General features: G+C 48.4%; 17 protein-coding genes. 14 read left to right on the top strand and 3 right to left on the bottom strand.

The window, feature by feature from the left end:
• Nucleotides 1-83 precede the first annotated feature (83 nt).
• The 8 genes from larA (at nt 84) to ACYVR3_RS11100 (ending at nt 9,425) form a co-directional block, all read left to right on the top strand.
• Nucleotides 84-1,367, top strand: a complete 1,284-nt coding sequence (gene larA, locus ACYVR3_RS11135) for a nickel-dependent lactate racemase (RefSeq protein ID WP_054736981.1) — start codon at nt 84-86, stop codon at nt 1,365-1,367.
• A gap of 7 nt (nt 1,368-1,374) precedes the next feature.
• On the top strand, nt 1,375-2,136 hold the full coding sequence (larB, locus tag ACYVR3_RS11130; protein ID WP_461244301.1) for a nickel pincer cofactor biosynthesis protein LarB: 762 nt from the start codon (nt 1,375-1,377) through the stop codon (nt 2,134-2,136).
• On the top strand, nt 2,133-3,494 hold the full coding sequence (gene larC / locus ACYVR3_RS11125) for a nickel pincer cofactor biosynthesis protein LarC (RefSeq protein ID WP_461244300.1): 1,362 nt from the start codon (nt 2,133-2,135) through the stop codon (nt 3,492-3,494). The genes larB and larC overlap by 4 nt, the downstream gene beginning before the upstream one ends.
• A gap of 76 nt (nt 3,495-3,570) precedes the next feature.
• Nucleotides 3,571-4,398 carry an ATP-dependent sacrificial sulfur transferase LarE gene (larE, locus tag ACYVR3_RS11120; RefSeq protein ID WP_461244299.1) on the top strand — a complete coding sequence of 276 codons (828 nt, stop codon included), beginning with the start codon at nt 3,571-3,573 and terminating at the stop codon, nt 4,396-4,398.
• A 27-nt stretch (nt 4,399-4,425) separates the two neighbouring features.
• Nucleotides 4,426-5,424 carry a HoxN/HupN/NixA family nickel/cobalt transporter gene (locus ACYVR3_RS11115; RefSeq protein ID WP_461244298.1) on the top strand — a complete coding sequence of 333 codons (999 nt, stop codon included), beginning with the start codon at nt 4,426-4,428 and terminating at the stop codon, nt 5,422-5,424.
• A 605-nt stretch (nt 5,425-6,029) separates the two neighbouring features.
• The gene (locus ACYVR3_RS11110) at nt 6,030-6,821 is read left to right on the top strand and encodes a tyrosine-protein phosphatase (RefSeq protein ID WP_461244297.1); all 792 of its coding nucleotides are present in this window, start codon (nt 6,030-6,032) and stop codon (nt 6,819-6,821) included.
• Between the two features lie 92 nt (nt 6,822-6,913).
• A complete protein-coding gene (locus ACYVR3_RS11105) occupies nt 6,914-7,843 on the top strand; it encodes an alpha/beta hydrolase (RefSeq protein ID WP_461244296.1) in 930 nt (309 codons plus the stop codon).
• Nucleotides 7,844-8,597: 754 nt separating this feature from the next.
• Nucleotides 8,598-9,425: an alpha/beta hydrolase gene (locus ACYVR3_RS11100; protein WP_461244295.1), complete on the top strand. Its 828-nt coding sequence runs from the start codon at nt 8,598-8,600 to the stop codon at nt 9,423-9,425.
• Nucleotides 9,426-9,517: 92 nt separating this feature from the next.
• Here the strand turns inward: ACYVR3_RS11100 and ACYVR3_RS11095 are convergent, their stop codons facing one another.
• Nucleotides 9,518-9,880, bottom strand: coding sequence for a VOC family protein (locus ACYVR3_RS11095; protein WP_461244294.1), 363 nt, complete (start codon nt 9,878-9,880; stop codon nt 9,518-9,520).
• A gap of 109 nt (nt 9,881-9,989) precedes the next feature.
• A complete protein-coding gene (purB, locus tag ACYVR3_RS11090; protein ID WP_461244293.1) occupies nt 9,990-11,285 on the bottom strand; it encodes an adenylosuccinate lyase in 1,296 nt (431 codons plus the stop codon).
• Between the two features lie 424 nt (nt 11,286-11,709).
• Between purB and ACYVR3_RS11085 the strand changes: the two genes are divergently transcribed.
• The 4 genes from ACYVR3_RS11085 (at nt 11,710) to ACYVR3_RS11070 (ending at nt 16,853) form a co-directional block, all read left to right on the top strand.
• Nucleotides 11,710-13,008 (top strand): adenylosuccinate synthase, encoded by a 1,299-nt coding sequence (locus ACYVR3_RS11085; RefSeq protein ID WP_054736973.1) that lies wholly within the window; start codon nt 11,710-11,712, stop codon nt 13,006-13,008.
• Between the two features lie 144 nt (nt 13,009-13,152).
• Nucleotides 13,153-14,136 carry a GMP reductase gene (locus ACYVR3_RS11080; RefSeq protein WP_156405707.1) on the top strand — a complete coding sequence of 328 codons (984 nt, stop codon included), beginning with the start codon at nt 13,153-13,155 and terminating at the stop codon, nt 14,134-14,136.
• A gap of 469 nt (nt 14,137-14,605) precedes the next feature.
• The gene (locus tag ACYVR3_RS11075; protein WP_461244292.1) at nt 14,606-15,727 is read left to right on the top strand and encodes a GGDEF domain-containing protein; all 1,122 of its coding nucleotides are present in this window, start codon (nt 14,606-14,608) and stop codon (nt 15,725-15,727) included.
• 22 nt (nt 15,728-15,749) lie between these two features.
• The gene (locus tag ACYVR3_RS11070; protein ID WP_461244291.1) at nt 15,750-16,853 is read left to right on the top strand and encodes a GGDEF domain-containing protein; all 1,104 of its coding nucleotides are present in this window, start codon (nt 15,750-15,752) and stop codon (nt 16,851-16,853) included.
• Between the two features lie 455 nt (nt 16,854-17,308).
• Here ACYVR3_RS11070 and nhaC read toward each other — a convergent pair whose 3' ends face one another.
• Complete coding sequence (gene nhaC, locus ACYVR3_RS11065) at nt 17,309-18,769, bottom strand: Na+/H+ antiporter NhaC (RefSeq protein WP_461244311.1); 1,461 nt, start codon at nt 18,767-18,769, stop codon at nt 17,309-17,311.
• A gap of 818 nt (nt 18,770-19,587) precedes the next feature.
• On the opposite strand from nhaC, the gene ACYVR3_RS11060 reads away from it, so the two are divergent.
• Both ACYVR3_RS11060 and ACYVR3_RS11055 read left to right on the top strand, forming a co-directional pair.
• Nucleotides 19,588-21,099 carry a glycosyltransferase family protein gene (locus ACYVR3_RS11060; RefSeq protein WP_461244290.1) on the top strand — a complete coding sequence of 504 codons (1,512 nt, stop codon included), beginning with the start codon at nt 19,588-19,590 and terminating at the stop codon, nt 21,097-21,099.
• Nucleotides 21,100-21,132: 33 nt separating this feature from the next.
• Nucleotides 21,133-21,621 carry a hypothetical protein gene (locus ACYVR3_RS11055; RefSeq protein WP_461244289.1) on the top strand — a complete coding sequence of 163 codons (489 nt, stop codon included), beginning with the start codon at nt 21,133-21,135 and terminating at the stop codon, nt 21,619-21,621.
• The last annotated feature ends 19 nt before the right edge of the window (nt 21,622-21,640 follow it).

Raw genomic sequence — 21,640 nt, 5'->3', positions numbered from 1 at the left:
AATTTGACGTAACAATCCGAGTATTTTTGAAATTCAAAAAGCATATGATAATAACCATGCTTTGAGAGAAAGGATTACACAACATGATTGATATTGAATTACCTTATGACAAGAAAAAAATCACGGCGCACATCCCAGATGCGAACTTTGCCGGGAAATTAGTGTCACAAGCTGCAACCTATGAAAACCCCATTTCAGAAGCTGAAACGGTGGAACGCTCGTTGGATAACCCAATTGATTCACCTAAATTGGAAGAATTAGCCAAGGGCAAGAAAAACATCGTGATCATTTCATCTGACCACACCCGCCCAGTGCCATCACACATCATCACACCGATCTTACTTCGTCGGCTCCGCTCAGCAGCCCCAGATGCTCGCATCCGCATCTTAGTGGCAACCGGCTTCCACCGGCCTTCAACCCGCGAAGAATTGATCAACAAATACGGTCAAGACATCGTGGACAACGAAGAAATTGTGATGCACTACTCCGAACGCGACGAAGACATGGTCAACATCGGCAAGTTACCTTCTGGTGGCGATTTGATCCTCAACAAGGTGGCCGTTGAAGCCGACCTCTTGATCTCAGAAGGGTTCATCGAATCCCACTTCTTCGCCGGTTTCTCTGGCGGTCGGAAGTCCGTTTTGCCTGGGATCGCCTCATACAAGACCATCATGGCCAACCACTCTGGCGAATTCGTCGCCGATAAGCACAGTCGGACCGGTAACCTGCACCACAACATGATCCACAAGGACATGGTCTTTGCAGCCAAAGCCGTTCACTTACAGTTCATCCTCAACGTTGTGTTGGATGAGGATAAGAAAATCATCGCGTCATTCGCCGGTGATTTGGAGAACGCCCACAAGAAAGGGACCGATTTCGTAGCCTCCCTCTCACAAGTCGACGCCATTGATTCTGATATCACCATTTCAACCAACGGTGGTTACCCACTTGACCAAAATATCTACCAAGCCGTTAAGGGCATGACCGCTGCCGAAGCCACCAACAAGCCTAATGGGACCATCGTCATGGTTGCCGGCTGTCGTGATGGTCACGGTGGCGAAGGCTTCTACCACAACTTAGCTGATGTTGACGATCCAAAGGTTTTCTTGGACCAAGCCATCAACACCCCTCGTTTGGAAACCATTCCTGATCAATGGACGGCTCAAATCTTGGCCCGCATCTTGGTCAACCACCACGTCATCATGGTCTCCGACCTCGTGCAACCTAACCTTGTGACGGACATGCACATGGAACTCGCCAACAGCTTGGAAGAAGCCATGGACATGGCCTACAAACGCGAAGGTGAACAAGCTAAAGTCACTGTCATCCCCGATGGATTAGGCGTCATCGTCAAAGCAAAGGATTAATTTAACCATGGCAAATAACAACATGGCCGCCCTTTTAAAACGGGTGGCAGACCAACAACTATCCGTTGAAGACGCGTTGGGTCAACTTGATGATCCTGGTTTCGTCGATCTCGACTACGCGAAGGTGGACACGGACCGGCAGCAACGCACCGGCTACCCAGAGGTCATCTACGGCGAAGGCAAAACGGCCACTCAAATTATCGGCATCATCCAAGCAATGGTACCGACCCACGCGAATATTTTAGTCACCCGGGTCTCACCAGAAAAGGCCGCGTCAGTACTCACCACCTATCCTGAAATGACTTATCGTGAAGACGCGCAAGTGATGACGTGGCAACAAACTGCCATCGCCAAAACAGCGCACACCATTGCGGTAGTCACTGCGGGCACGTCCGACCTCAAAGTTGCTGAAGAAGCCGCTTTAACTGCCGAAGCATTTGGTAACACCGTTTCCCGGGTTTACGACGTTGGTGTTGCCGGGATTCACCGCTTATTCGCCCGGCTTGATGTCATCCGTCAAGCACAAGTGGTCATCGTCATCGCGGGCATGGAAGGCGCCCTCGCCTCAGTTGTTGGTGGTCTCGTGGACAAACCGGTTATCGCGGTACCCACTAGTGTTGGCTATGGTGCCAGTTTCGGCGGCATGTCAGCCCTATTGACCATGTTGAACAGCTGCGCGTCAGGGATCACCGTGGTCAACATCGACAACGGCTTTGGCGCCGGCTACAGTGCCAGTCAAATCAATCACTTAACGGAGAACGACAAATGACAACCCTATATTTAGATCCATTTTCAGGACTCAGCGGCAACATGTTGCTGGGCGTCCTGTTCGACCTCGGACTGGACTTTGACCAGTTTCAGGCTGAATTAAAGAAACTCAACGTCACCGGCTACCGGTTGACCCTCGAAAAAGCCAAACGCTCGGCCATTGGCGGTCAGTTATTCGGCATTGAACTAGAAGACACTCACCACCACGCTGATGAAAGCTTGACCGCGCAGGAAATCGCTGAACACGAACACGCCCATGAGCACGGCGATGCGCACGCGCATGAACATCATCACCACGATCATGACGATGCCCACGAGCACCACCACGACCACGAAACTGATCACGTTCACGCTCACCACCATCACCACCACGGCCGCAACCTCGCGGAAATCCAAACCATCATCAATCACGCGGATTTGAAACCGTCAATCAAGGATCAGGCGCTTGGCGTCTTTAACGAGATCGCCCAAGCTGAAGCCCACGTGCACCAATTATCTTTGGATGAAATCCACTTCCACGAAGTTGGTGCCTTGGACTCCATCGTTGACATCGTTGGGTTCTTCGTTGGGTTAGATCTGATGGGAATCGACAACATTATCAGCGGCACCCTCGTTGACGGTACCGGCACCATTGAAGTCGCTCACGGTACCATGCCGGTTCCTGTTCCAGCTGTGATGCAGATGCGTCAAAACAGCGAAGTCCCCGTGCAACAACGGACGGACATTCACACTGAATTGGTCACGCCAACTGGCTTTGCGATCGCCAAACTGGCCTTTAACGCCTTTGGCCCCATTCCAGATAATCTGCAAGTTAAGCGGGTCGGCTACGGCTTCGGGACGCGCGAAACCGGGCATTTAAATGCCTTGCGTGGGCTGCTTCTCACCCCGATCGTCAGCCAAAAAGAAGTCCACTCCACCAGCGATGAGGTCGTGGAAATTCACGCTAACGTTGATGACCAACCGGGTGAAGGTTTAGGCTACGCCATGGATCAATTGATGGCTGCCGGCGCTTACGACGCTTACTTTACACCGATCTTCATGAAGAAGAACCGGCCGGCTTACCAAGTCACGGTCATCACCACCAGCGGTCAATTAACGGCAATGGTTGACCTATTGATGACCCACACCACAACGTTTGGCGTTCGGTGGGTCACGATGAAACGCGCCACGTTACCACGAACATTTAAGACGGTAACCACGCAATATGGTGACGTCACGCTTAAAATCGGCAACCGTGGTACCCAATCAAAGGTAACGGTGGAGTACGACAGTGCCGCCGCCCTTGCAGACCGACACCACATTAGTTTGGATCAAGTCCGCCACGCTGCACTGTTAGCCTACGAAAACGAACTTGGCTAAACCAGCGTAACACCCGCATCACGTTCAACAAGTACAATTCAGTCATTTAATTTAATAAAAAAAGGAAGTTACTCACATGGAATCAGTTAAAAACGCAAACTTAACGAACGCATTATCACAATACAACAAGGTTTTAGTTGCCTTCTCTGGCGGTATTGATTCAACGGTTGTCTTGGACGCCGCTTTGAAGACGTTGGGTAAGGAAAACGTTTTGGCCGTCGTTGCCAACTCCGATTTATTCACTGACGAAGAATACACCAAGGCCATGGACTTAGCTCGTGAAATGGGTGCCAACGTCATGGGGACTACTTTGGACTACCTCTCTAACGACAACATCAAGAACAACCGTGCCAGCTCATGGTACTGGATGAAGAAGATGTTCTACGAAAAGTTGAACGCCTTGAAGGCCGAAAACGGCTATGACGTTGTCTTAGATGGCATGATCATGGACGACAACAACGACTTCCGTCCAGGCTTACGCGCCCGTGACGAAGAAGGCGCCGTTTCCGTTTTGCAACAAGCTGACATCTACAAATCAGACGTGCGTGACATGGCTCGGGCTGCTGGCTTATCCAACTGGAACAAGGTTGCTAGCTGCTCCGTTTCATCTCGTTTCGCTTACGATACTGAATTAACGGTCGCTGGCATTCAACGCGTCATGAAGGCTGAAGCTTACCTCCGGAGCCTTGGTTTTGCCACTGTCCGCGTTCGGGTTCAGGAAGACTTAGCCCGGATCGAAGTCATGGCTGACCAAATGAACGACTTGGTTGCCCAAATGTTTGCCATCAACGACACCTTAAAGGGGCTTGGTTACACTTACGTCACCGTTGACTTGGAAGGCTTCAAGTCTGGCCGGATGAACGACAGCTTGACTGCTGACGTCAAGGCCGCCCTCGTCGACTAGTCTCGCTTTAAAGAAAGGAAGTCACACATGACAAAAGTGCGCCTTCGCAAAACCATCCCGTTCTACTGCCTCACATTGGGGTTACATTTACTGGGTCTCGGATTGTTGTTAGTCGCAGCTCAGGCGGCGCCAAAATTCTGGGGATTAGGCGTTCTTGCCTACACCCTCGGCTTACGGCACGCCTTTGACGCCGATCACATTTCAGCCATTGATAACACCGTTCGGCGCCTGTTAAATCAAGGTGAATCTGCTTATGGTGTTGGCTGGTACTTTTCTATCGGCCACTCCACGGTCGTTTTCTTGATGATTCTGGCCGTCCGGGTTTCCCTCGGTTGGGCACGAACGAAGTTGACCGTCTTGAACACCATTGGTGGCAAGGTCGGTACGGTGGTCTCGAGTATTTTTCTACTGATTATTGCACTGAGTAGCTTCATTATTTTAAGTAAATTAATTCGGCTACAACGGTCGGCACATCAGAAAAAGCAACCTGAAATTGAGAAACTGCTACTTTCTCGTGGCGCGTTATCCCGAGTACTGGCACCGCTATTCAAGTGGATCCGGCATGACTGGCAAATGTATTTCATCGGCTTTATGTTCGGCTTGGGTTTTGACACGGCCACTGAAATCACGGTGATTGCCTTATCAGCGGCAACGACCAGTCAAACGGCCGCGACGACCTGCGGCATTCTTGCGCTACCCATTCTGTTTGCGTCAGGGATGAATCTGATGGACACAGTTGATTCAACCATGATGTTGTGCGCCTACAGCTGGGCATTTGACACACCGGGTAAGAAAATGCGGTATAACATTGTGATGACGAGCATCTCGGCCGTCACGGCGTTCGTTATCGGCTCATTTGAACTGCTTCAAATGATTCATTTCCCATCCCGGTTTGGTCACTGGCTTGCCAGCATCGACCTTGGTTGGCTCGGCTACGGCTTAGTTGGCTTCTTCGCCACCTTTTGGTTGGTGGCCTACGCTTACTGGTTGTGGCAGGATCGGCGGGCGGTTCGGTTGGAACGGTAGTTGTTGATTTGAAATGAATAGGAATGGTATCCGATCGATGTTGGGTTGGGTGCCATTTTTTGGTTTGGGGATCGGTTTTGGCTGTCGTGCTGAAGTAGGCAGTTATGTGTAAGGATGCGGGCTTTTAATTTCTGAGTGGTGGCAGGCGATGTGCTTTACTATTTCGTTGTTTTCGGCGCTTGGTAACTGTTATGTCCCGCAAATTAGCTGCTTTCCGGAATTGGTTCTTTTGGTTCTTTTCGGCCACCGCGCCGAAACGCGAGAAAAAAGGCAGGAGATTATGTGTAAGGGCGGCCCCGCTTTACTATTTCTGAGTGGTGGTTGGCGACGTGCTTTCCTATGACGTTGTTTTCGGCGCTTGGTGACTGTTATGCTCCGCACATCGGCTGCTTTCTGGGATTGGTTCTTTTGGTTCTTTTGGTTCTTTTCGGCCACCGCGCCGAAACGCGAGAAAAAAGGCAGGAGATTATGTGTAAGGGCGGCCAAGCTAAAACTGCCAAAAACCGGCAGTTTTAGCTTGGCCACCCTTACACGCCACCTCCTGACCGCCTTTTTTCTCGCTCTATGTTACAATAACCCCTAGAACACTTTAGGAGGACTTCAACATGACACATCAACGCGTACTCAACGTCTCTGGCGGTTTCAACTTTCGTGAACTTGGCGGTTACCCCACTGCTGATGGACAGACCATCAAATGGCAACGGGTGATTCGAACCGCTACGTTAGCGCATTTGACCGACGCTGACCAACAACTTCTGCTGGACTACGGCATCAAGTACGATGTTGATTTTCGCTCCAACGACGAAGTCACCAAGGCGCCTGATCAGATTCCAGCCGTTATTGATTACCAGCACCTGCCCGTCTTTCCAGAAGACAAAACTCAGGCCTCTAAAACAGAAGCTGAAATCAAAGCTGAACTTCAATACAAACGTGAAAATGGTCGGCAACACATGATCGATACCTACCGAGAAATGATCGAATTGCCGCAATCACACGATGCCTACCGTCAATTTTTTAACACCCTATTGAACAACACTAATGGCGATGGTGTCCTCTTCCACTGTACTGCTGGTAAGGACCGCACCGGGATGGGCGCCGTTTTCTTCCTTTCTGCACTGGGCGTTGATCACGACCTCATCCGTCAAGACTACCTCTTAACAAATCAAACCCTCTCACCGCTAATTCAAAATCGTTTAACGAAGGCGCGCGAGAACGGCATGACCGGTTCCGTACTGGAATCGCTCAAAGCATTGATCTCCGTTTCCGGCGATTACTTTGACACTGCCATGGCGACCATTGAAGCCGATTACGGTGATATGAACCAGTTCTTGACGGAAGCGTTATCACTTTCAACTACTGAAATTAACGATTTAAAACAATTGTATCTGACGAAATAATGCATTAAAATAATCAACACGATAGGTTGTGAGGTTGGCTTATGCCAGCCTCACCCTTTTTACTTAGACTTAACGCGGAGGCGAATCGATCCATGGAAAAATCACTACTTAAACTGAGTGTGCCATTAGCGGCAGTTGCCGGTGGCGCCCTCTACGTCAGCAACAAACTCTTCAACGTCGCCTTCAAGCGCGTGAACTACGTCCCAGAAACGTCGGCTGAAAAGCAAAAATACGCGGACCAATACTACGCTTACGTGGATTGGTTCCACAAAGTAACGCACGAAACCTGGTATTTAAACGAACACGAACCTGCTAAGCGCCTAGTGGCGACCTATATTCCAAGCGCTGATCCGGTTGGCAAAACCGTCATCATCTCCCATGGCTACAAGGGTAACCGCGAAACCATGGCGAACTACGCCAAGATGTTTTACGAAATGGGCTTTAACGTCCTGCTCCCAGATGACCGGGCCCACGGCGACAGCGCTGGCGACTACATCAACTTTGGCTGGCTTGATCGACTAGATTATCTCAACTGGATCAACCGCACCATCAGTAATAATGGCGAACAGGAAAAGATCCTCCTCTTCGGCGTCAGCATGGGCGGTGCGACGATTGAAATGCTGTCGGGTGAAAACCTGCCCACTCAAGTCAAAGCGCTGATTGCCGATTGTGGCTACTCCAGTATTAAAGAAGAATTAACTTACCTCTTAAAGGAGCAGTATCACCTGCCAGAATACCCAGTTGAACCACTGGTCAGCACCATTAATAAGCAGCGGCTCGGCTACTACCTCGGTGATGTGTCCTCAAAGGAACAGCTTAAAAAGAACCGGCGGCCAATTCTCTTCATCCACGGTGGCAAGGACACCTACGTTCCAGTTCACATGGCTTACGAGAATTACCGGGCTACTAAGGCACCCAAGCAACTCTGGATCGTGAAAAACGCCACCCACGCCGAAAGTTTCTGGTATAACCCAGAAGCCTACCAAAAATGCGTCTCATCATTTCTTAAAACTTATTTTTAAGATAAGATATTGTTCACAAAGAAACCTATTTTGCTTCATAATTTAGCCACAATTATTCGGTATATTTAAAGCATAGCAAAAGCAACAAGCTATACTCCCCTTAATTGTTTTAACGGACTTCCTTGTGTGACCTCAATTCTGCTCCCCTCAGAATTGAAACTTGCTTGTTGGATCATCCTCCTCCCCCTAAAGTGATCCGAATGAGTCTTAATCAATGTTGGCACCCCGCTGATCAACTTTTAGAGTTGGTGGTGGGGTGTTTTTTTTGAGAGTGTGACAAAACTCGTTTAGGTCCCAGAATATAAGCCCAGCATGCCGTAAATTCCCGATTTTGGAATTTATGGCATGCTGGGCTTATATGGCCGGGACCTGAGTTTTGGCACACGTTTAGGCTACATAGCAGTCTTGAGCCTATCTAATATCCTTAACCAACGCCAAGTTAAGAAATACATTCAATCCTTACCAATATAACCGACAATAATTTCAACTAGCCACATATATGGCCGGGTCCTGCGTTAGTTATCACGTTTAGGCTACATAGCAGTCTCGAATCACCCTAACATCATAAGTCACCGTCAAGTTAAGAAACACATTCAATCCTTACCAATATAACCGACAACCATTCCCACCCACCAACTCACAATCCACATTGCATTCCACCAACCTTGTCCCGCCACCAGCCACCTCGCACACTCTGCCAAAATGCGTTACACTAGTACCACTAATGTACAAAACGCCAGAGGAGGTGCTCACGATGCGTCGCTTCATCTTCAGCTTAATGCTACTCATCAGCTTCACGTGCTTTACCGCAAACACGCCAACCAACGCATCAGCAGCATCGATTCGCCACGCCGTTCCGACACTCTACTTACACGGTCACCACGGCAATAAACGGTCAATGGCAACGCTCATGCGCTACGCCGAACACCAAGACCGCGCGCACGCCGTCATCACAGCCTTCGTTTCCGACAAAGGCCGGGTTCGTTTGGCCGGACGTTGGCCTAAAGGGACCCGCCGACCACTCGTCAAGGTCGTTTTTAGAAATCGGCGCACCCGAAAATACCACCGCATCAGCAACTGGCTTCGTAACGTCCTGTTGGCCTTGAAACAGCGCTACGGCATCCGTCAGTTCAACGTCGTCGCCCACTCACTAGGCAACGCCGCAGTCCTCTACTACGAATTACGCTACAGCCACAATCGGCATTTCCCGCAGTTAAACAAATACGCCGCGATTGCCGGCAACTTCGACGGTGTTCCGGGAAAGCACCGGCATCAACACCCGAATAAAATTCTGCCTAACGGTCGGCCAAAGTGGTTGGCCCCACGTTACCGCTACGCCTTAAAGCGTCAGCAGCAGTTCAAAGTTCGCCACGTTAAAATTCTCAACATCTATGGCAACTTAATGAACGGTTCGCATTCTGATGGTCAAATTCTAAACGCCAGTTCGAGGTCACTGGACTACCTGATTGGCAGACGCGTTAAAGCCTATCATGAACAGGAATTTTTCGGTCCAGACGCACAACATCGACGGTTGAGAAAGAATCCGAACGTTGCTGTGGCGATAGATCACTTTATGTGGTAGTGCGCAACAACTAAATTGTGTCAAAAAAGCATGACTGAATCACCCCCAATCCGGTGAGTTCGGTCATGCTTTTTCTAGCGTTCTTTCAAATTTCAATCCACTAATTCGCCCAACGCAAAGTAGTGGCCATCCGGATCCGGAAAGCCAAACGCCCGGGTGCCAGCATCATCAACGATTGGGGTCGCCCCTTTAATGCGCTCATGAGCGGCATCTAAGTCGCGAACGAAAAACATCAGTGATGGCTGATTATCGGCAACTTCTGGGGAGTATTTTGCGATAAAATCGTTGCTAAATAGCGCTAACTCGGTGTGCGGGTCAACTGACAGAATCGGCGCATGGCAATTATCCGGTAGCGCCATATCGGCGACCTGCGTTGCCCCTAAAGTGTTTTCCCAAAATTCAGCCAGTTGATCCACATCTGAAACGTACAGCATAATTCGCGTTTTTTCGACCATGATGACAGCCCCTTTTCCGGTTAAGTTGCTGTTAGTTTAACACATCAAGTCCTAAAAAACGCCATCACCGAAACTCAACATTGAGCTTCGGTGATGGCGTTTAGCTAACCTACTTCAAACCAATTCGTTCAAAAATCTCATCCACGTGACGCAAGTGGTAGTGATAATCAAACGCATCGTCGATATCTTCTGGTGATAAGTGTGACGTGATCGTCTCGTTACCTTCAACGAGTGGCCGGAATTGAACGCCTTCGTCCCAGGCCTTGGCCGTTAATGGTTGAACCAAGTCGTAGGCGGTTTCGCGAGTTAAGCCAGCGTTGATCAGCTTCAACATCACACGTTGGCTGTAAATTAAACCATACGTCAACGTCATGTTGTGCTTCATCCGTTCTGGGAAGACCGTTAAGTTTTCCACGATGTTGGCGAACCGGTGCAGGATGTAATCCAGTAAACCAGTGCTATCTGGCAAAATCATCCGTTCAGCAGATGAGTGCGAGATATCGCGTTCGTGCCATAAAGCAACGTCTTCGTACGCCGTCGTCACGTGGCCCCGAATAACCCGTGCCAAGCCAATCACGTTTTCAGAACCGATTGGGTTACGTTTGTGAGGCATTGCGGATGAGCCCTTTTGCCCTTTATTGAAGTGTTCTTCAACTTCATGGATCTCAGACCGTTGTAAGGCCCGAACTTCGGTAGCAAATTCTTCCAAGCTGGTGGCAATCAATGCCATCGTTGCAATGTAGTCAGCGTGAAGATCCCGTGGCAATACTTGGCTGGTAATCTCTTGAGCGCGTAAGCCCAACTTATCACAGACGTACTTTTCTACAAATGGTGGCACGTTAGCAAACGTCCCAACAGCGCCACTGATCTTACCAGCTTCAACTTCAGAAGCTGCCCGATCGAAGCGCTTGATGTTCCGGTTCATTTCGGAGTACCAACGGGCCAACTTCAAGCCAAAGGTGGTTGGTTCAGCTTGAACCCCGTGAGTCCGGCCAATCATGACCGTATCCTTATATTTTAATGCTTGTTTTTTGATGACCTCAGTCAGGTGCTTCAGGTCAGCTCTCAAGATGTCATTCGCCTGTTTCAACCGGTAACCTTGGGCCGTGTCAACGACGTCGGTACTGGTCATGCCGTAATGGATCCACTTTCGTTCTTCACCGAGGGATTCTGAAACGTCCCGGGTAAACGCCACAACATCGTGGTGAGTGACCGCTTCAATCTCAGCGATCCGGTTTTCGTCAAACGTTGCCTTAGCGTTGATCTTGTCCACATCTTCTTGTGGGACAACGCCGAGCTTTGCCCAAGCCTCGTCAACCGCAATTTCAACTTCCAACCATGATTGGTACTGGTTGTGTTGTGACCAAATCTTTGCCATTTCTGGACGCGTATATCTATCGAGCATCGTTATCCTCATTTCTCATAAAAGTATTAAAAGACGAACATTATCTGAAATTCACACCTGAATTTCCACTAAAATCATAACATAAATTCAGCGTGGTTGCACGATGAAATGAAAAATTGGCACAGTCACCCGTTACTGCCCGCATGTTCCCCATTATTCGGCGTTGTTTGGGCAAGCTCAGTTTGCTACAATCGTTGGTCTAGCCTCATTCTGGTTCGTTCGCGTTATCCGGTCTGGTGCCGTTTTCAGAAAAGCGTAACAACTGTTTTCCTATTAAATAGCATTATTTTAAGAACGTTGTTTCAATCAATAAATAAAACATTCGGTTTTTAGCTTGCATTCAGGCGTGCAAATTGGTAGAATGTTAATTGCTGGGTTGTTCGTGTTTTACTAGCTCAGCAATTTTATGATATGAGGTGTTCAAATGTCATCGATAGTAGTAGTAGGGAGTCAATGGGGCGACGAAGGTAAGGGTAAGATCACTGATTTCTTAAGTGAACAAGCCGATGTTGTTGCACGTTACCAAGGCGGCGACAATGCGGGTCACACCATTGTCTTTAAAGGCGAAACTTACAAGTTGCATTTGATTCCATCGGGGATCTTCTACTCAGATAAGTTAAGCGTCATCGGTAACGGTGTCGTCTTAAACCCGAAGTCACTCGTCGAAGAACTGCATTACTTGCATGACCGCAACGTCCCAACGGACAATCTCCGGATTTCCAACCGGGCGCACGTGATCTTGCCTTACCACATCCTCATCGACCAATTACAAGAACAAGCCAAGTCAGCTAAGATTGGGACCACCAACAAAGGGATCGGCCCAGCTTACATGGATAAAGCCGAACGAATCGGTATCCGGGTTGCTGACCTATTAGATAAGGAAACGTTTGAAGAAAAACTCCGTCAAAACTTAGTTGAAAAGAATCAATTGATCACGAAGTTGTACGATCACGCACCACTTCAATTTGATGATATCTTTGAAGCTTACTATGAATACGGTCAAGAAATTAAAGCTTACGTTACTGACACTTCCGTTGTCATCAACGATGCCATCGATGCCGGCAAGCACGTGTTGTTTGAAGGTGCCCAAGGCGTTATGTTGGATATCGACCACGGGACTTACCCATTCGTGACATCATCCAACCCAGTTGCTGGTGGCGTTACGATTGGTTCTGGTGTCGGTCCTTCGAAGATCGACGAAGTTGTGGGTGCCTGCAAAGCCTATACCTCACGGGTTGGCGATGGCCCATTCCCAACTGAATTGAACAACGAAACTGGTGACTTCATCCGTGAAGCCGGCCACGAATACGGGACTGTTACGAAGCGTCCTCGTCGAATCGGCTGGTTCGATAGCGTTGTGATGCGTCACGCCAAGCGGGTTTCTGGTTTAACCCACCTTTCCTTGAACTGTTTGGACGTCTTAACTGGTTTGAAGACCCTTAAGATTGCCACAGCTTACAAGTTAGACGGTGAAACCATTTACCATTACCCTGCTAACTTAAAAGAAATCAACAAGTGCGAACCAATCTACGAAGAATTCCCAGGTTGGGACGACGATATTACTGGCGTTAAGGACTTTAACGACTTGCCAGTTAACGCTCAAAACTACGTGAAGCGGTTAGCTGAATTAGTTGGCGTTGATATTGCCACCTTCTCAGTTGGCCCAGACCGGACCCAAACCAACGTTTTAATCGACGCTTGGAAGGATACGGACGCTAAATAAGCAATTGCACCACTAAATGCGTATATTGACACCGATAAGCGAAGAATCCGATGGTAAGTTTAATTAACCATTCGAGTTTTTCGCTTATCATTTGGCCTCAAACCCGCCAAAACCACATTCAAACCTAAGGAGACGCGAATTATGATGAACCCAGAAGTATTTGACTACGAAGATATTCAATTAATTCCGAACAAGTGTATCATTGACAGTCGGTCCGAGGCGGATACTTCCGTTACCTTTGGCCCCCGGACGTTTAAGATTCCCGTTGTGCCTGCTAACATGGAAACTGTCATCAACGATGACCTTGCCGTTTGGTTAGCCCAAAACGACTACTTCTACGTGATGCACCGGTTCCACCCCGAAACTCGCCACGATTTCGTCAAGATGATGCACGATCAAGACCTGTTTGCTTCCATTAGTGTGGGGGTTAAGCAAGACGAACTCGACTTCATCAACGAACTCGCTGATGCCAACGATGTACCAGAATATATCACCATTGATATCGCCCACGGTCACTCAAACTCCGTGATTCGGATGATCCAACACATCAAAAAGTACCTACCAGGTAGCTTCGTGATTGCCGGCAACGTCGGTACCCCAGAAGCCGTTCGAGAACTGGAAAATGCCGGTGCGGACGCCACTAAAGTCGGCATTGGCCCCGGTAAGGCCTGCATCACTAAGCTCAAAACCGGCTTTGGGACTGGTGGCTGGCAACTCGCTGCGATTCGGCTCTGTGCCAAGGCTGCCAAGAAGCCAATCATCGCTGACGGTGGGATCCGTTACAACGGCGATATTGCCAAATCAATTCGCTTCGGTGCCAGCATGGTCATGATTGGTTCTTTGATGGCCGGTCACTTACAATCACCAGGTAGCATCATCAAAATCGACGGCAAGACCTTCAAGCAATACTGGGGTTCTGCTTCAGAAACCCAAAAAGGCGCCTACCGAAACGTTGAAGGCAAGCAAATGCTCGTGCCATACCGTGGCGACATTGCTGATACCCTTGAAGAAATTCAAGAAGACCTTCAATCATCAATCTCTTACGCCGGTGGCCGCAAGCTGATGGACATCCGCCTTGTGGACTACGTGGTTGTTAAGAACTCTGTGATGAATGGTGATTCTTACTAAACTTAACTATGTTACTTCTGGTCATTCAAGCCTTTGCTTGGATGGCCTTTTTTGCTGTCGTTTGTGTCCAGCGTAAGTGTGCGGAGCGAGACGGGTTGAGAGCAGTGTGCAAGGCGACATCGGTGAAGGCGCCCGGGCCTGGCGGGTTTACCGATGTCGCCTTGCATGCAGCTCTCAGTCTCGCGCAGCACCATTCGGCGTGGTGACCAGAAAGCGCGTGGTTGACAAGTTCTTACAACTTCAGGAACCCTGGAAATAACAGTTTAAGTGGCGCCGAATTTTGTAACCTGAGAGCGCCGGTTTTCGTGCGGCTTTGGCAAGCGAAGCGATGACAAACAGCCAACACCCAACTCACACCCAACGCTTACGCTGGACACAAACATAAGTAACCTCAAAAGGCCCCCCTGTCTCATCACATATTTGCTATACTAGGGTTAACTACAATTTGGGAAACTAGGTGTACAAGTCCATGGTTGAATTTAGCTACTACCTCATGTTATCGGTATTCTTTATGCTTGGTTATACCATGCTGTTTCAGCAATTATTCCGGGTATCGCAACGACGGTTGATCAAGCGCCACTGGTTGCAACGGTCACAGCTTGAATTGCCCGCGGCCCTCTTTACCTGCTTAGTCGTTTTAGTGTTACGGGTCTTTTCACAGCAGCTCACCGGGCGGGTTTACTGGTTTTTGATCAACTTGCATTTTTCGGTGATCAACTACACCGCCGTGATGGTTGAATCGTCATTGAGTCTACTCCTGATCTCAATCGTTGCGTTCATCCTCCTTGCTAGTACCGGTGCCATGTTTAGTCCTTGGAGTTGGCTATTTTTCGTTCTTGTCATTTTAGTCCTCTACGTTCAACATCTCCGGATTCGTCAATTCGACCGACACCCCGTTCTTTACTGGATCCTGCCATCGCTAATGGGCCCCGCCATCTGGATTCCACTTTACCTTGTGGCAGGTCACGCTTGGCTCATGACGCCTGGCGCGATATTTAGCCTTTGCTTTAACTACGTTGCCAACATGCTACTTGCTTTTTGGTACACGCTCCAGCTTCACCGGGAGCGGCAATTGAACTCTAAGTTCGCACAAGCCGCGCGGTACGATGACCTCACCGGCTTTCAAAACTGGAACGCCTTTCGAAACGATTTTGAATCAGCCTTTCGGCGGGTCAGCGTTACCGCGCCATTAACGGTCGCAACCATCGATATTGATTGGTTCAAACAACTCAACGATCAATATGGTCGGTCAACGGGTAACCAGATTCTGGTAACTTTAACCCATAACCTGAACGAGGCGCTGGCCGCCAGCGGGCTTGATTACCGCTGTTACCGAACCGGCGGCGAAGAGTTAACGGTGTTGCTGTCAAATACCACGTTATCGCAGGCAACCCCGGTGCTAGAAGCCTGGCACCATGCCATTCGCGACTTAACGATCGTCGTCAATGGGGTTGCCATTAAACTGACCGTTTCACTCGGACTGACTCAAGTTCGACCCGAGGATCGCAACGCAACGACCACTTTCCAGCGTGCTGACTGGAACCTCTACGAATCTAAGCACGCCGGTCGGGATAAACTAACTGCGATTTAACTACCTATAAGGAGGCCTTCTCGTGCTCATCTGGTCCGCATTTTACCTCTTCATTACCCTCTTCTTCATGCTGGGATTTTTAGCGCTGTCCCAACAGGTCGTTCACGTGACGCGCCAAAATCTCGTTGATCATCATCAACTCCGGCTGGCTTGGTTAGAACTACCGGCCGTGATCATCTCACTGGTGGTCATGTTGGTGTTGCGGGGCATCAGTCTCTACCCCAACAACCTGAATCTTTGGCTGCTCATGAATCTACAGTTGCTGGTGATGATGTACAGCGTTACGTTATTTAAATCCAACCTTAGCTACGGTCTGCTCGCCATCGGTGCTTTTTTAAGTTTCGGGACGCTAAATTTGATGGGCGTCGTTCTCATGGCCCTGATCTTTTTAGTTTGTTTAGGCGTCTTATTCTTACCGGATATGATTCCCGTTCCCGATAACTATTTGCGAGAATTCCAAATTATCATGATCATCCTCATTGGGGTTTCTTTCTGGTTGTCAGTCAAACGCCTGTCGCCTACGATTTCTTGGTGGCAAACTCTGACGATGATGATCAGCTTTATCGTTGTCGGAATTGCGGACTTGGTGTACTACCTCGCAACTCGGCAGGAGCACTCCAACAGTCTCATGATTGCCCAGCATACCCGCTACGACAGTCTGACCAGTCTCAAAAACTGGAGTGCCTTCCGGGAAGAATTCGACGACGCCTTCGCCGCGGCATCAACTTCATCGTTGGTGGTCGCGACGTTGGACATCGATGCCTTTAAAGACATCAACGATCACTACGGTCACTTAGTTGGTAACCGGGCGCTGATTGCGGTGGCGAACACTTTATCAACGACGCTAAAGCCGTACCACTTCGACCAACACCTTTATCGAACCGGTGGCGAAGAGTTCAGCATTATCTTCCCAAGAACCAGCATCAATATCGCTGAGCACATCTGTGAAGATTGTCAAGAAAGCATCCGCAACCTAGAACTCCACGAAGAAGCCGGCACCCTCCACCTAACAGCCGCCATCGGCCTAACTTGCAAGTGGGGCCAAGATCACGATGCTACGATCACATTCCAGCGAGCAGGCCATTATGCGAGCCGGGCTAATCCGGGAGAGTTGACGGAGGATTAGAGCGTGAGGAGAAGCGGTTAGAAGGTGGCGTGTAAGGACGTCCCAAGTGAAACTGTCTGGATTTTGGCAGTTTTACTTGGGACGCCCTTACACATAACCTTCTGCTTCTCCGAACGCGTTTCGGCGCGGCGAAGGGAAAAAGTTTAAAAATAGCTACTTCATAGCAAGCTAATCCCGGAATACCTCATCTCAAATTACGCCGAAACAAACGCTGCCTGAACGCACGTCGCCGCAACCACTCAATCAACGACAACAACCAAACAACCACAAAAAAGCGTCCAGCCAAACTTCCCACCGAAGTCTAGCCGGACGCTTTTCCACGCCAACAAAAACCGCGCCTTTGCCCAGCGACAGCGCCGGCAAACAGCCCGCTAAAACGCACAAACAAAAAAGCAAGCCCACCAGCCTCACGCCAGCAAACTCACTTCCAATAACCTGTATTTCAAACCAACGACCTACCGCGTTGCCTCTACCGAACCCGGTACCGCCATCTTCTTCAACCCAATCCCAGTGTACCCACTCAAAATTGAGAAGACTGGTGACAGTAAACTGAAGAAACAGAATGGCAAGAACGCCAACGTCGAAACGCCCAGCGTCCCGGCCGCAAACGAACTGGCAACACCCCAAGGCACCAAGTAGTTGATAACGGTCCCGCCATCTTCAAGTACCCGACTCAGCGCCAAGTTATCCAACCCGTGGTCGTTAAACGGCTTTTTAAATGCCTTCCCTGGCAAAATCGTTGAGAGGTACTGTTCCCCAACGAAGAGGTTCACAGCGATCCCACCAAGAATGCCGGCAGTTACCAAATCGCCGTTCCGGTGTAACCGGGCAACTAGTGGCTGCATGGCGATTTGAATCAGGTCGAATTTCATCAACAAACCACCCAACGCAAGCGTCATGATGATCAGTGAGACCGTTGACATCATGGAGGTGATCCCCCCACGACTCAACAGCGCGTCAACGGCTTGGTTGCCGGTGTGTGACACGTAACCGGATTCCATCATCGTAACCAGCCCTTTAACTGGTGTATGTGGGTTGTGAATGAAAATCATCACAACCGCAATCGCAATGTTGATCAACAAAGTCGCAATGGCTGGAATCTTCAAGAACGCACAGACGAACATCACGATGATTGGTAACGCCGCCCACCAACTAATCACAAAGTGGCTGTTTAACACGTTAACCGTCGTGCTGACCTTCGCTAACGCGTTGCCGTCAGCCGCATTATGACCTAAGATAGCGTACAGGACCAACGAAACCAAGAACGCCGGGATCGTCGACCACATCAAGTTCTTAATGTGTTTAAACAAATCCGCATCCGCAATCGCTGACGCCAAGTTGGTTGAATCAGACAGTGGTGACGTCTTATCCCCAAAAATAGCGCCGGAGATAATCGCCCCAGCAACCAACGCTGGGTTTAAATTCATCGTGGCCCCCATCCCAAACAGGGCGATCCCGACCGTTGAGATCGTGGTAAAGGCACTCCCGATAGACGTCCCAATCAACGCACACACGAGGAAGACCGATGGCACAAACCACTGGACGCTCAACATGTTGAAGCCGGCCACCATCAATGATGGAATGATACCAGCGGCGATCCAAACACTAATCAGTACCCCGATTAAAATAAAGATGAATAATGGCACGATCCCGGTGGTGACCCCTTCCGTGATACCTTTATGGATATCATCCCATGAGAACCGCTTGATTTTGGCCCAGAGAATGACGATCGCAATGACCAGTAACACCGGAATTTGAGGACTGATACCGAAGCCGATAACCCCGACCCCCATGACGACTAACATCATGAGGAGGACCATGATGGCTTCCCAGAATTTGACTTTGACTTGTTTTTGCATGTTTGCTCGCTCCTTTTTTTGACGAATGGGTTTTTGGTTTGATTTTGTTTTTGGAATGTTACATTGGTGCCAATTGGTACAATTCACTACTCTTACCGTGCCGAAACGCGTTCCAGGAAGCAGAGAGTTGCACCTAAGAACCTCCGACTAAAAGGCCAGGCCCGGGCCTTTCAGCCGGTGACTCACTACTCTTACCGTGCCGAAACGCGTTCCAGGAAGCAGAGAGTTGCACCTAAGGACCTCCGGCTAAAAGGCCAGGCCCGGGCCTTTCAGCCGGAGGTCCTTAGGCTCCACTCTCTAACCGCTTCCTTCCACGCTCTGTTACTAAAAAAAATCGCCCCCGCCACGTCAATTACGACGTAACAGGGACGATTGGAACAAACCGTGGTACCACCCAGCTTAGGCGCACAACGACGCCTCACTCACTAGATGATAACGGTTCTAGTTATTCTCCGATGGCTTGAACACCGTATTTGGCTAAATAACCCTGATCGGTTCGCAGCAACCACCGACTTCCTGACGCTCAGATTATTCGCTACTTGAGTTAGCGTTCAATGTGTAGGGGTATCGTAGCATTAAGTTCTAGTAACTGTCAACTGATTAAATCACATTATTGAATCGTCCACTTAATAAATCAGTCTTTAATTAACAACCATCAAGCCGTTACTACCTAATTATTCCGCCGCAAATTACATCAACTTACTATTTTCTGACTATTTTAAAAAATTCCTATTAAAAAACACTTTAAACTCTTATAATTACACTAGAATCAACACTTTACCAAGCTTGTATAAGAAACTTATTTTTCCTCATATATAAACCCGGATAATAACTATCTCACATATTCGTAATCTATTTATCTTTAGGAGGCCCCTATGCAGCGCTTTATTCGCAAATTCATTGATTTTATAATTATGTTAGTCGTTATCCTTACGTTAGCTGATCTTTGCGCATCCACTAACCTTGATGGTCAAATTATTGGTGGTATTCTCGCCGTTGTCACCGTCATCGGCTATATTTTATTTTTAGCCCGCCGTCACGTGATAAACTGGTTTCCACTGCCTGCTAGGTTAAGCACTGTTCTACGTTCAAAATGGCTTTTTCTCGCACTAGCGTTACTCTATCAGCTCACCTTGTTAATTGGACTCGCTAGCGAGACTGGCTTCGATACGGGGATCGTCAAGTGGGGGGCTAGCAGCACTACTATCACCGATGGCTCCTACTTGGATACCTATTTTTCTCATAATCCCAATAATTTAGGACTACTCTTTGCAGAACGCTTTATCTTTCGCTTTACCGGTGCAGCTCATTTTACAATCGTATTGGATATTATCAATTTATTATTAATCGATTTAGCTATTTTACTCGTTGCGCTCACCCTTAAGCGTCATCTCCAACGTCCAATCGTCTGGTCACTTTTACCGTTCATCGCATTGATTTCTCCTTGGATTGTTGTTGTCTATTCTGATACCGCCGTCCTCCCCTTTGTCGCTGCAATGGTTTATCTATTAGACAACCTCATTCACCAGTTTGCCTCAACGGCCAAGTTATCTCACACCATTCTTTCAGCCGCACTACTCGGCTTCGTGACTTGGGCTGCCTACGTCCTAAAAATAACCGCCTTAATTATCCTAATTGCCTTAGTCTTAGAGCTACTCATTAAACTTTTGAAGAAACAAACTCACTTTAACTGGTCACGATTAGGAATTGCCACTGGAACCTTCATTGTTATCTTTGGCCTCTTTTTCGGCGCCAATAAAGCTTTTCTATCACATCAACAACTACTTTCACTTGATCAAAACATCACTGAATTGCCTAGCCACTATATCATGATGGGGATGAACAAGGATACGCTTGGTGGTTATTCTCAAGACGACTTTTTATTAAGTACACAACAACCAACTAAAAAAGCGCAACAAAAGGCTAACATGGCTGAAATTCAAAAACGATTACGAAACTTTGGCATTATTGGCTACGCTCACTTTCTGTTGGTTAAGCATGCTGCTAACGTTGGCGACGGCACCCTCGGTTGGCTTCAGGAAGGTGATTTTTTCAATAAGCCTAACCTCAACCATCACCCATTCATTCGATCGTTCTTTTACCCCGGCGGAACACGCCTACGATTCTATCAAACCATCGCACAGGTTCTTTGGATTATCACCTTCTTTGGCGTTCTCTTTAGTTTTGCGGACCGTTCATTCATCGCTCGTGTCTTACGAATGGCACTCTTTGGTCTATTTGTCTATGTCCTATTCTTTGAAGGCGGCCGTTCTCGATACCTGATCCAGTTTTTACCAGTCATCAGTACCCTATCCGTTATTGGTTGGTATCAGTTTAAAATCATTGCGACACACCATACACTTTTTAAACTCAACTTAAAGCGATAGAGTTTCCCACATCACTCATGTAAAGGAGTAGCTATGCAACGAATTCTTAGAACTTTTTTTAATCAGCTCACTTTATTGGCACTTCTCATCGCCTTCATTTGCGCCCTCATTGCACTCAATCTTCAAAATGTTTCACAGTTTAACTTTGGCCTAGGTATTGTTCTAGCAGTTATTCTGCTACTGTGGCTGTCTCCACTCACCTTAAAGTCACTAACGGGCTTAAACCGACTTAACCGATTTTGGTTCGTGGCGGTGGTCATTATTGGTTATCAACTTATTCTCCTAGTTAGCCTCTCAGAACAATTTGGTTACGATGCCGCTACTGTTATGCAAACCGCGATGGGACACGCAAACTACTACTATTTTTCAATTAATCCCAATAACCTCAACCTCCTATTCCTTGAACATGGTCTTTACGTCATCAGCCAGGCATTAAAATTTCACAACTTTTTGGTTGTTTTAAACCTGAATTATTCATACCTTCCAAAAAAGTCGTCAGTTTTCATGTTTTTCAAAAACTGACGGCTTTTGATCTTGCTTA

It is taken from the genome of Secundilactobacillus muriivasis, from assembly GCF_054785195.1.
The sequence above is the reverse complement of the archived record's forward strand: the minus strand, read 5'-3'. Positions and strand labels throughout refer to the sequence as shown.

What these genes read in the sequence shown, in the direction of transcription:
- ACYVR3_RS11060 (WP_461244290.1), top strand. Translation starts at nt 19,588, where the DNA reads ATGCAGCGCTTTATTCGCAAATTCATTGATTTTATAATTATGTTAGTC.
- ACYVR3_RS11085 (WP_054736973.1), top strand. Translation starts at nt 11,710, where the DNA reads ATGTCATCGATAGTAGTAGTAGGGAGTCAATGGGGCGACGAAGGTAAG.
- ACYVR3_RS11075 (WP_461244292.1), top strand. Translation starts at nt 14,606, where the DNA reads ATGGTTGAATTTAGCTACTACCTCATGTTATCGGTATTCTTTATGCTT.
- ACYVR3_RS11095 (WP_461244294.1), bottom strand. Translation starts at nt 9,880, where the DNA reads ATGGTCGAAAAAACGCGAATTATGCTGTACGTTTCAGATGTGGATCAA.
- ACYVR3_RS11105 (WP_461244296.1), top strand. Translation starts at nt 6,914, where the DNA reads ATGGAAAAATCACTACTTAAACTGAGTGTGCCATTAGCGGCAGTTGCC.
- larB (WP_461244301.1), top strand. Translation starts at nt 1,375, where the DNA reads ATGGCAAATAACAACATGGCCGCCCTTTTAAAACGGGTGGCAGACCAA.
- larA (WP_054736981.1), top strand. Translation starts at nt 84, where the DNA reads ATGATTGATATTGAATTACCTTATGACAAGAAAAAAATCACGGCGCAC.
- ACYVR3_RS11110 (WP_461244297.1), top strand. Translation starts at nt 6,030, where the DNA reads ATGACACATCAACGCGTACTCAACGTCTCTGGCGGTTTCAACTTTCGT.
- larC (WP_461244300.1), top strand. Translation starts at nt 2,133, where the DNA reads ATGACAACCCTATATTTAGATCCATTTTCAGGACTCAGCGGCAACATG.
- ACYVR3_RS11055 (WP_461244289.1), top strand. Translation starts at nt 21,133, where the DNA reads ATGCAACGAATTCTTAGAACTTTTTTTAATCAGCTCACTTTATTGGCA.
- purB (WP_461244293.1), bottom strand. Translation starts at nt 11,285, where the DNA reads ATGCTCGATAGATATACGCGTCCAGAAATGGCAAAGATTTGGTCACAA.
- ACYVR3_RS11115 (WP_461244298.1), top strand. Translation starts at nt 4,426, where the DNA reads ATGACAAAAGTGCGCCTTCGCAAAACCATCCCGTTCTACTGCCTCACA.
- ACYVR3_RS11100 (WP_461244295.1), top strand. Translation starts at nt 8,598, where the DNA reads ATGCGTCGCTTCATCTTCAGCTTAATGCTACTCATCAGCTTCACGTGC.
- ACYVR3_RS11080 (WP_156405707.1), top strand. Translation starts at nt 13,153, where the DNA reads ATGAACCCAGAAGTATTTGACTACGAAGATATTCAATTAATTCCGAAC.
- larE (WP_461244299.1), top strand. Translation starts at nt 3,571, where the DNA reads ATGGAATCAGTTAAAAACGCAAACTTAACGAACGCATTATCACAATAC.